Below are 11,681 nucleotides of genomic sequence, written 5' to 3'. Positions count from 1 at the left end.
CCAGATCAGGCTGCCCTGCACCGGCGCCGCCAGCAGCGGCAGGCGGGCAATGCGGATCGGCAGCAACGCGGCAAAATGCTCCGCCAGATGCCGTGGCACCGTCCCCAGCAGGTCGGACTGGGCCACGATCATGGGAATGCTCAGGTAATGGGGCACCCACAACTGCACCTGACGCTGGACCTTGGCCGAGCCCAGGACGATCTCCAGCGGCGAACCGCGCCCGCCGCGGTCGGGAATCGCCACATGCCGGCTGTCCTGATAGGCGGCCAGGTCCAGCTCCGGGGTGAAGGCCGGATGGCCGGCGCGACCGATCACCACCAGTTGCTCCTCCAGCAATGGCTGGTAGCACAGGTCCGGATTGTCGAAGTACAGGTAATCCACCGCCAGGTCGAGCATCCCGGCGCAGAGCCAGGCCGCCAGCGAGTCGGCGCTGTCGCTGCGTACCGCCAGCCGGACCTTGGGCGCCACCTGCTGCAAACGCTGGGACAGCGCCGGCAGCAGGCGCGCCTGGGCATAGTCGTTCATCGACAGGGTGAACAACGGGTCGGCCGCCGCCGGATCGAACGCCGCGGATGGGTCCAGGCCCTGCTGCAACAGATGCAGGGCCTGGCGCACGGCGATATGCAGGCTTTGCGCCCTTGAAGTGGGCTGCATGCCCCGGGCGGTACGCAGGAACAGCGGCTCGTCCAGGTGCCGGCGCAGGCGCGCCAGGGCATTGCTCACCGCCGGCTGGCTGAGGTTCAGGCGCACGGCGGCACGGGACAGGTTCTGCTCCTGCATCAGGGCGTCGAACACCCGCAGCAGGTTGAGGTCCAGGCGTTGCACACTCAGCTTCATGAATAATGCCCACTGACGTTATCCGGGAGCTGGATAATTCGCGGCGTGGACCCCGGCTGTCAACAACGGCAACCGGGGGGCTGCGTGGATCACTCGGGCACGGTGGGAGCAGGATCTCGCTGCGGCAGGAACAAACGTGCCGTCAGCCAGCAGGTCATGGCTGCGGCCAGGAAGACCAGCAACAGGCCAAGCAGGTAATCGGAATATCGGGCCGTTGCAACGTAATTGACCACTTCGCGAATAAACAGCAGGGCCCATGCCATGGCGAGGCTGCCGCCAATCAGCGACACAGCGTTGCAACTGAACGCGCTCCTCCTGACTTTTATCAGCGCCACTCCCAGGGCAAGCCCGAGAAAAGGCACGAAGAACACCAACAGCGTCAATAGCGGCGCCAACACGGGCATCAGCAACAACTCCCCTCCCCTGACTTCGCCCAGCAAGCGCGGATTGCTGGTCAGATGAGCAAGCAGCAACACGAAGTTCACCAGGCCGGCAACAAAACCCGGTACCAGGGGACACAGCACAAACACTGCAAACACCTTCAGACGTGGGTATTTCACCTCAGTCATGGAACACATCCCTGACTTTTTGAATAACCCAGCAGCTTGCAACCAAACTCGACCCTGGAGGCGTAGTCCAGAATATTGATTCCACCCGGAGCACCCTGCGTCTCCTCAATAAAGTACCCTGCTTTTCCTGAAGTATTGGTGGCAATGCCCGATATCGTCTGAAACAGATCACGGCCCCCCAGGTACTTCTCATGAACCGGCTGCAATATAGTCTGTTCGCCTTTCAACTGCTTGATATCCCAGGCGACCGGATCGGTGGTGGCCTTGTTGTAGAGATTCTTGAAATTATCGAAGCCTCCGGTGATCAACGCATCCCCGGCCGCCTTGCGCCAGTCATAGACCGGCGCCACTAATCGTCCAGCAGCGAAGGTGATGTAGGAAGGCAGATAGCTGCCATCGCCATCGGCACCCAACCCGGTCAAAAAGGCCCTGGACACCTCCTCCGCCCCGCCAAACCACTTGGCGCCAATGCCCAGGTGCTGCTCATAGACATTGCTGGCGCCGAAGAAGTTGGCCCGGTTGTCGATGGTGTTCAGGTAGGTCACCAGGCGCGTTGCCGCCCCTTCGGTGTTGTAGAGGTAGTCGAAGGTGTTCTTCGAGGAACGGGTCACGTCCTTGTTCATGATCTTCCAGGCATCCTTCATGGCCACGTACTTGATCGAAGCGTTGACCGCCGCCCGGCAACCGTCGCCGGTCGGCGCCTTGTCGCAGATGCTGCGCATCTCCGAGTCCAGCCACTCGCTGAGTTTCTCGGCCTTGGTCACAGCGGCCGTTTTCTGCTCATCGGTGGAGCAGGTACGTCCCGACAGGCAGTTGCCCAACTCATCGAAGGCCTGGTGCGTCAGGTAGTTGTACTGGGTGCCATTGGCCGCCACCGTCGAGGCGATGCTCATGTCACCGCCGGCGGCGGCAGCCCCGAGAACCCCGACAATCTGCGACAGGGCCATCAGGTTGGCCTGGGCCTGGATGTACTCCGGCGAACCGGGGATCAGGTTGTCCGGCAGCAGCTTGTCCCCCAGCACTCCCACCAGCAACTCGTTGGCACCACCGGCGATGGCGCCGGTGCGGAAATCACCGCCCATGGCTTCAGACAGCAGGCCGCCAAGCCCGGCATGCAGGGCGATTTTCGCCAGGCCGCCCTCGGTCAGGCCCTGGTCGCCGATCTTGCCGGCGCCATACGCCCCGCCGATGCTGGCCGCAGTTCCGGCTGCCGAAGCCGCCAGGTTGTCCTTGAAGCTGCCGCCATAGACTGCGGTCTTGATCAAGGCATCGGCCGTGACCTTGACCGCCACGGTCTGCAGGCTCTTGGCATCCAGGCCCATGGCGCTCGGGTTGTAGTTCAACCCCTGGGCCACTCCGGCGGTGGCTGCGGCCACTGTGTAGCCCTTGATGCTCTCCTTGGAGGTCACGTCCTTGAGGACCTTGCCCAGGTTGCCACGGTTGTCGATGGTGCTGACCGTGGCCTTGGTGGCGACGTTCACCGCCACTGCCTGGAGCATGGTGTTCATCCCGGCCATCATCGGCCCCATCACCGCCGCCAGGGCGATGGCGATGATCAACTGCGATGCCGGGCCCAGGCCCGAGTTGTTGTACTTGAAGGACTCGTGAATCTCCTTGACCTGGCGCCAGTCCACATCGCCCCGGGCCTCGGCCTGTTTCAGCCAGGCCAGTTGCGGGTCGGCCTGGACCATGGCGTCGATGGCCTGGCTGACGCTTTTCTGGTCGATGTGCTTGATGTCGATCTTCAAGCCTTCCACAGCCTTGATGGTCAGGCTGCCGCCGGCCACCAGGCTGCTCTGGCGCAGGGTTTCATCGGTGTTGCCGCGGCCTTTGGAGGAATTCCAGAAGGCATTGTTGTTGCTCTTGGTGTGGCTTTCGTCGTGCAGGTCCTTGACCCCCTCGAAGGTGATCGCGCCGCCACTGTCCAGGGTCAGGTCCTTGGCACTCTCCAGCTTGGCCACCTGGTACTTCTGGTCGCCGCCGCTCTTGAGGGTCAGGTCGCCGCCGGTGGTGATCTCGCTGCCGATGTTGGTGACCTGGGTCACCTCGTCACGCCGGGTCTTCTTGCGGCCCCAACTGCCCTTCTTCTTCATGTCGTACAGCGAGTAGTCGCTGTCCTGGGCCGCCAGCAGTTCCAGGTTGTCACCGGCCACCAGGTAGGCTTCGTTGCCGGCGCTGATACGGCTGGAGATCAGGCTCAGGTCCTTGCCGGCGCTGAGGACCACTTCGGCGCCGGCGGTCAGCGAGGTGCCGACCTGGCTGACATGGTCTTCCTGGCGAGTGACTTTCTTGGTCTTGGAGTAGCTGTGCTGCTCGTCCGCCGCCGAGGCCAGGGTCATGTCCCCCACGGCATCCATGGCGATGGTCCGCTTGGCCTCGATCTGGCTGGCGACTGCCGTCAGGTCGCGTCCGGCGCTGACTGCCAGATCCCGCCCAACGCTGACGCTGGAGCCGTGCTGGGTGATGCTCTCGCTGAGGTAACGGTCGCGGGTGAGCTTGTCGTGCTCCTGGGCCGATACCAGATTGACGTCACGAGCGGCGATCAGGGTGGTGTCGCCCCCGCTGCTCAACACGCCGCCGACGTTGTTGATATCACGCCCGGCCCCCAGGTTCAGGTCGTTGCGCGCCTCGATCCGCGCCGCGTTGTTGACGTAGTCCTGGCGCTGGGTGGTGGAACCGGGGTTGCTCTGGAACGTGGTGACGCTGCGCTCGTTGATCACATCCCCCGCCAGGGCGCGGACGGTCACGTCACGCCCGGCAATGATGCCGCCGGACTGGTTGACCACGTTGTCCCCGGCCAGCAGGTTGAGGCGATTGCCGGCCTCGATCAGGCCGCCGTTGATCAGGTCGGTGCCCGCTGTCGCGCTGAGGTTCTCGGTGGCGCGCAAGGTCCCGGAGTTGACCAGGTCCTTGCCGGCGATCAGGGTCACGTCCCGGCCCTGGACCAGCGCGCCGTTGGCCGCCAGACGATTGTTGGCGTTGGCCAGGTACAGCACCGGCACCAGCACCTTCTCGCCGTTCACCTCCTGCTCTTCGAGCCAGACGATGTCGTGGGTCAGGGCCGCCACCTGCTGGGAGGTCAGGGTCACGCCCACCGCCAGGTTGAGCGAATCCTTGCTGGCGATGGCGTTGTTCATCAGGTACTTGAACATGCCCTCGTCGCTGTTCTGGCCATCGAGGAAACGCTGGCCGGTGCGTGCCGTCACCGCCTGCTGGATCAGCCGCTGCTCATAGAAACCGTCACCCAGGCGCTTGGCACTCTGGTCCGGGTCATACCCCAGGTTCGACAGCAGATAATCGGAGCTCATGAACTGCTTGAGGTCGGTGAGCAACGGGTTGGTTTCGATCAGGTACTTGTGGGGATTGCTGCGCACGCTACTGTCCGGCAGGCCCTGGACCCGGCTGACGCTCTGGTTGCCGGTGCCGCCCACCGGCGACAGCACGCCCAGCGGCGAGTCCGCCGCGGTCGCGCTGACCTGGACCGCTGCGGTGCGGCCATCGACGCCGGTCGCCTGGTGATCCAGCAGGTTCAGCTCACGGGCGCCCAGGGCTACCTGCGGCAGCGGTTGACCGCTCAGGTCACGAGGGTGGATGGGCTCCGGCCCGGCCTGACGCGAGGTCAGCTCCAGGCTGGCGCCGCCCATGTTCCAGCTTTGCGCCGGGGCCGCAGGTTGCGCTGTGCCTCCCTGGCCACTCAGGCGGAACAGCCCGTTCTGCCCCGACGGCAGGCTGAAGTTCGGCAGGCTCAGGGGATTGACCTGCTGCTGCGCCAGGTCCGGCGGCAGTTGGGAGTTGAGCACCACCATCAGTGGCTTGCTCGCCGCCCCGACGCCGGTGTCCCGGGCGCGATCGCCCACGGCAATGGCGCTCTTGATCACGCTGATGCTGCTGATGTCGTTGGCCGCCGTGAGCCGGGCCTTGCCGCCGGCCTGGATGATGGCCGGCGCCGCCGAAGAGCTCAGGGTCGAGGTCTCTACCGGCCGGTCGATGCCATAGAAGATCCCCGGGTTGAACTTGGCCACCAGGGCGGCGAAGTCCTCCTGGTTGAAGGCACTGCCCTGGGGGTGCGCCCGCTCATAGGCCTGCACGTCACGGGCCAGCTGGAAGAACAGCCCACGATTGATCTTGACCCCGGCGCCGACTTCATAGCCGGAAGAACCGGACGCCACCAGGGAGGCCTGGTTGGTGATGGTGCCGCTGGTGATGCTCAGGTCATTGCCTGCCGACACGGTGCTGTAGCGGTTGAGGAAGCTGGTGCTGTTGACGGTCAGGTTGCCCCCCGCGTTCAGGGTCGACTGCGGCGAGTCGCTGGTCACCACGCCTTCCACCGTCCGGTAGATAAACACCGGCCCCCGGACCCAACTGGCGCCACCGCCGCAGTGCTGGACGCAGCGGATGGTCATGCGGCCATCGGTGATCTGCTGGCTGGCTTCGTATTTTTCCCGGTCGTTGACCAGATCCAGTGCAGCGATATTGATATCGCCGCCACTCTGGATGCTGCCCGAGATGTTTCTCAGGCTTTGGGCCGAGGTGCCGGCCGCCATGCCGGCCACGGTCAGGCCGCCCAGGCTGTAGAACTCGCCGTAGCTGTTGGTCAGGGTGTTGACGTTGAGGCTGGCGTTCTGGCCGCTGAAGACAAATCCATGGTCGTTGACCAGGGTCGGGGTGGTCAGGCTCAGGTCCTGGGCGCCGCCCAGGGTGCCGGTGTTGAGCACGCCGCCGGCATTCACCGTGAGTGTGGCGTTGGAAGTCAGGCGCCCGGCGTTGTTCAGTTGCCCGCCGATGTTGACCTGGGTATCGCCACCACCGGCGATGCTGCCGGCACTGCCCAGGTTGACCTGGGCAGCACCGAAGGTCATGCCGCCCAGGCTGGACACCCGGCCATTGCCGGAATAGGTGCCGCCGAGCTGCAGGTCGAGGCTGCCATCGCTGGCCAGCAACCCATCGTTGCTCCAGTCGCCGCCCCGGGCCTGCAAGTGCCGGCTGGCCAGTAACTGGCCGCTGGCGGTCTGGGCGAACTGGTTGACGTTGAGGTTCAGGCGCCCGGCCTGGATCACGCTGCTGTTGGTCCAGCTGTCGGCAGTGAGGGTCAGGCCGCCACGGGTGACCAGGCTGCCACCGGCATTGATCACATTGCCGGTGGCGATATCGAAGTCGCCTTCTCCCAGGTGCAGCACGCTGCCGCCCTGGTTGAGGAAACCCGACGTTGCCAGGGTCAGGTCGGTGTTGGCGGTTTCCAGCAGGCCGTTGCGGTTGTCGAACTGGCCGCCGATTTGCAGCTCGGTCTTGCCTCCGGCCGCCAGGGCCCGCAGCCTGCCACCCTGGTTGTCGAAGCTGGCGCCTCGCAGGGCCAGGCTCTCGCGGCTTTCGATCAGGCCGCCACGGTTGCTCACAGGCCCCTTGAAATCCAGGCCTATGTGCTGGCCGTTGATCTGCCCGGCGCTGTTGTTCAGCGAGTTGCCGCTGGCCATGACCCGCCCGCTGGCGTACAGGCCACCCTGGTTGTTATCCACTCCGGCGCTGCCGGCGTTGAGCAGCAGGTCGCCACCCTTGGCCGCCATGCGCCCGGCGCCATTGTCGAAACCGCCCAGGGCTTGCAGGTCCAGGCGCTGGGCCTCGGCCTGGCCGCCGTGGTTGTTCAGCACGCCCGACACCCGGGCCTGGAACAGCCCCTTGAGGCTCGACAGCACACCCTCGCGGTTGTCCAGGCTGGAGCCCTGGATATTCAGGTCACCGTCCTCGGCAATCAGCTTGCCGCCCTGGTTGTCGAGGCCCCCGGTCAGCGCCAGGGTCTGGACCTTGGCACTCTGGATCGCGCCCTTGGCGTTGTTCAGGCTGGCGGCGCTAAGGTTCAGGCCGGCGTCGCGGCTGTAGATCAGGCCGTCGTTCTGGTTGTGCACCTCGCCACTGGCGTTGATCTGCAGCGCACCGTTGGCGGCCAGGGTGCCGCGGTTACTGTTGTCCAGGCGGTTGCTGAACAGGGTCATCAGGTTCTGGCTGATCAACTGCCCGCCCTGGTTGTCGATGCGGCTCGAACGCTTGAGCAGCAGCGGACCACTGGCGGCCAACTGGCCCTGGGCATTGACCAGGGCGCCCAGCAGGTCGAGGGTCACCGCGCCCTCGCTGCGCAGGTTGCCACCCTGGTTGTTCAGGCTATTGCCGGTGAAGTTCAGGGCGCCCGCAGCGCTGAGGCGGCCGCCCTGGTTGTCCAGGTCGCCGGCGCCGATGTCGAGGCTGGCGCTGCTTTCAATCAGCCCGCCCCGGGCGTTGTTCAAACCGCCACTGCCAAGGATCAGTTGCTGCTCGCCCTTGCTGGTGACGATGCCCTTGTCGCTGTTGTCCAGGCTGGCGGCCTTGAGGGTCAGCCGACCCTGGCTGGCCAGCCCGCCCTGCGCACTGTTGAGCAAGGCGCCGCTGAGGTCGATGTGCAGATCCCCCAGCAGGCTCGACAGGGTGCCTTGCTGGCGGTTGTCCAGGCTGCCACCGCTGAGGTTGAGCCCCTGCCAGCCGGAGACCAGCCCCTGCTGGTTGGTCAGCTGCGCAGCCTCGACCCCTAACCGCTGGTTGCTGATCAGCGTGCCGGCGCTGTTGTCCAGATTGCGCCCGGCCAGGTTGAACCCCTGGGCGCTGGAAATTTCACCTTCGCGGTTCTGCAGGTCCCGCAGGTGGGCGATGCTCAGCACGCCCTGGGTGTTGATCAGGCCCTGGCGGTTGTCCAGGTCCGAGGTCTGGGGTCCCAGGTCGATGCTCAGCCCCGTGCCACCCAACAGTTTGCCGCCCCGGTTGTCCAGGCCCTTGGCGCTGAGCTGCAAGCCCCCGGCGGACTGGATCAAGCCCTGGTTCTGCAGCGGGCCGGCGACCCTCAAGCCCAGGTCGTGGTCGCTGAGCAGCGAGCCACTGTTGTCCAGGCTGCCGGCATCGATCTGCAGGCCGGCAGCGGCAATCTTGCCCTTGAGTGCGGTCAGCGCGCTGTCGATACGCAGGGTCAGCGCCTGATGGCTGAGCAGTTGTCCGGCGCTGTTGTCCAGGCTTTGCGCCGCCAGTTCGAAGGCCTGCTCACTGGAGATTTCACCCTGGCGGTTGTTCACCGTGCCCAGGTTGCTCAGCACCAGTGGACCGGGGGCGTTGATGAAGCCGCCCTGGTTGTTCAGCGTGCCGTGATTGAGGTCCAGGCTCAGGGCGGTCTTGCTGAACAGCTTGCCGCCTTGCTGCTGCAGGCCACTGACCGAGGCCTGCAAGGCCTTGGCGCTGCCGATGCTGCCCTGGTCGTTGTTGACCTGGGTCGCGGTCAGGTTCAGTTCATCACCGCTGTTGAGGTTGCCGCCCTGGCTGTTGTCCAGTTCGCCCGTCTCCAGTGCCAGCTTGGCCTTGCTGCTGATAACGCCCTGCTGCTGGTTGTCCAGGCGAGCGCTGGACAGGGTCAACGCGGCGTCGCTCAGCAGCTTGCCGCCCCGGTTGTCCAGGGCCTCCCGGGCGCTGATCTGCAGGGCGCCAGCGCTGGACAGACTGCCCTGGCGGTTGCCGAGATTGCGCACCTGGATGCCCAGGCTGCCTTCGCTGCTGATGCGGCCTTGATGGTTGTCGAGGTCGCCGGCAAGCGCCAGGTCCAGGCGCTGCAGCCCCACCAAGTGCCCGTCCTGGTTATCCAGGCTCGTGCCTTTGAGGCTCAGGCCCTGGTCCGCGCTAATCAGCCCCAGGCTCCGGTTGATCACCTGGGCCACGGTCAGCGTCAGGTCGCCGCTGGCCAGTACCCGCCCGGCATCACTGTTGTCCAGGCGCTCGCCGACCAGGCCGATCTGCTGGCTGGACAGTTCGCCGCCACGGTTGTCCAGTTGCCCGATGTTCAGGTCAAGCTGCCGGGTCGCCCCCAGCAGGCCGTCCTGGCGGTTATCCAGGGTGCCGGCCTTGAGAGTCAGTTGGGTGTCGGCCAGGATCACTCCACCCTGGTTGTCGGCCGCCTCGGTGACCTGCAACTGCAGGTCGCCACGGCTGTGCAGCTCGCCCTCGCGGTTGTCCAGACGGGTGCTGCGGCTGTCCAGTGCCGCCGCCGCCATCAGGCCCTTGACGTTGACCAGGGCCTGTTCGATGCGCAGGGTCAGCGCCTGGTTGCTCAGGACCTTGCCGCCACTGTTGTCCAACTGCCGAGCGTTCAAACTGAAGGCCTTGGCCCCGGAGATCTCGCCACCGCGGTTGTCCACCCGGTCGAGGTTGTGCAACAGCAGTTGCCCGGGGGTGTGCAGGTTGCCGCCCTGGTTGTTCAACTGTCCGTGGTTGAGGTCCAGGGTCAGGTCAGCGTTGCTGAACAGCTCGCCGCCCTGCTGCTCCAGGCCACTGACGCTGGCGTTGAGGGCCTGATCGCTACCGATCCGACCCTGATTGTTGGTCAACTGGGCGGTGGTCAGGGTCAACTGCCCGGCGCTGGTGAAGCTGCCGCCCTGGCTGTTGTCGAAGTCCCCGGTGTTCAGACGCGCGTCAGCCTTGGCACTGATCACGCCCTTGCCACTGTTGTTCAGGCTGGCGCTGTCCAGGGCCAGGCCTTGCTCGGCGACGATGGCGCCAGCCTGGTTGAGCAGCGCCCCGCTGCTGTCGATGCTCAAGGCCTGGGCGCCGGTCAGGTGGCCGCCGCGGTTGTCCAGGCTGCCCACCTTGAGGGTCAGCAGGTCTTCGCCGCTGATCAGGCCACGCTGGTTGTCCAGGGCTGCGCTCAGGGTCAGCAGCAAGGGCTTCTGACTCACCAGCTGGCCGCCGCTGTTGTCCAGGCTACTGCCGCTGAGATTCAGCCCCTGCTTGCTGAACAGCAGCCCCTGGTTCTGGTTGATCACCCGGGCCACCTTGAGCAGCAGGCGATCATCGGCCAGGACCTTGCCGCCGTCGCTGTTGTTCAGCCCCTGGCCGTTGATCTGCAGCTCGCCCCGGCCCGACAGCGCACCGCCACGGTTGTCCACTTCAGCGACGTCCAGGGTCAGGGTCTTGAGGGACGCCACCAGGCCTTTGTCGCGGTTGTCCAGGTGCTGGCCCGTGAGGTGCAGGTCGCCCTCGGCCACCAGTTCGCCGCCCTGCTGGCGCAGGCTGTCGACCCGGGCCTGCAGGTCGCCCTTGCTGGCGATACGGCCGCCGTTGTTGAGCACTTCCCGGGTCTTGAGCTCCAGGCCGGAGGTGGCGCTGAGCAGGCCGCCGCTGTTGTCCAGCCGGCGACCTTCTACAGTCACCGCGGCCTGGCTTTCCAGGCGGCCCTTGTCACGGTTGTCCAGCTCGCTGCTCAGCAGGTTCAGGGCCTGGTCCGCCCGCATCACCCCGCTGCGGTTGTCCGCCGTCTCGCCACTGACCTGCAAGGTGTCGCCGGCGGAAATCCTGCCCTTGCGGTTATCCAGATGCTCGGCCTGTACCTCAACGACTCCGGTGGCCTGGATCAGTCCCTTGTCCTGATTGTCGAGACGCCCGGCGACCTCGGCACTGAGGCGCCCCTCACTGCGCAGATTACCGGCCTTGCTGTTGTCCAGGCCCCCCGCGCGCACCTTCAGCAGTTGCTCCGCCCCCAGGGCCCCGCCCTGGTTGCTGATCTTCCCGCTGGCGCTGATGTCCAGGGTGTCGCCCGCCATCACCAGCCCGGCGACGTTGTCCAGCGAGGTCACTTGCAGGGTGACCTGGGTCAGGCTGGTCAGCTCACCGTGGCGATTGCCCAGGTGGCCGACATTGGCCTTGAGCTCGCCATCACTGGTGATCAAGGCGTTGTGGTTCAGCAGTTGCCCGGCTTGCAGCACCAACGCATCGCTACTGAGCACCCGGCCCTGATTCTGGTTATCCAGGGTGCCGGCACCGAGCGTCACCTGACGTTGCCCGCTCAAGGTGCCGCCCCGGTTGTCCAGGGTCTGGGCGCTAGTGATCGTCAGATCGCGGCTGGCGACAATGCTCTTGCCGCGGTTGTCCAGATTCTGGGCGGTAAGGGTGATGTCCGCGTCGGGGTTGCGGCTGTTGTCGACATTGACCCCGGCTTCGATGATGCCCTGGTTGGTCAACTGGCCACCGCTGTCGAGGGTGATGCGGTCCCGGGCGGCGAGGGTTTTCTGGCTGCTCAGGTCACCCTTGGTCTGCACCTTGAGCTCGCTGCCGGCGTAGACCGCGCCCTGGGCATCGAGGCTGCCGGCCTTGATCGCCACCGCGCCCTTCTCGGCAGTGGCTTGGGCCATGCGCAACTGGCCGTTGGCATCGAGCTGGATATCACCGCCACTGGCGATCAGCTTGCCGTCGAGTTTCACCCCGACGCCGGCCTCGGTG

General features: G+C 65.6%; 3 protein-coding genes. All 3 read right to left on the bottom strand.

The window, feature by feature from the left end; genetic code table 11:
* Positions 1 to 837 (bottom strand): LysR substrate-binding domain-containing protein (locus tag BLX41_RS17655; protein WP_259744987.1); only part of this gene is annotated, 837 nt, incomplete at its 3' end.
* An 89-nt stretch (positions 838 to 926) separates the two neighbouring features.
* Positions 927 to 1,313 carry a hypothetical protein gene (locus BLX41_RS17650; RefSeq protein WP_259744986.1) on the bottom strand — a complete coding sequence of 129 codons (387 nt, stop codon included), beginning with the start codon at positions 1,311 to 1,313 and terminating at the stop codon, positions 927 to 929.
* 89 nt (positions 1,314 to 1,402) lie between these two features.
* Positions 1,403 to 11,681 (bottom strand): DUF637 domain-containing protein (locus BLX41_RS17645; RefSeq protein WP_259744985.1); only part of this gene is annotated, 10,279 nt, incomplete at its 5' end.

The sequence above is a fragment of the Pseudomonas protegens genome (assembly GCF_003732485.1).
GTDB classification, from domain to species: domain Bacteria; phylum Pseudomonadota; class Gammaproteobacteria; order Pseudomonadales; family Pseudomonadaceae; genus Aquipseudomonas; species Aquipseudomonas protegens_B.
This window is presented reverse-complemented; position numbering and strand designations above follow the sequence as displayed.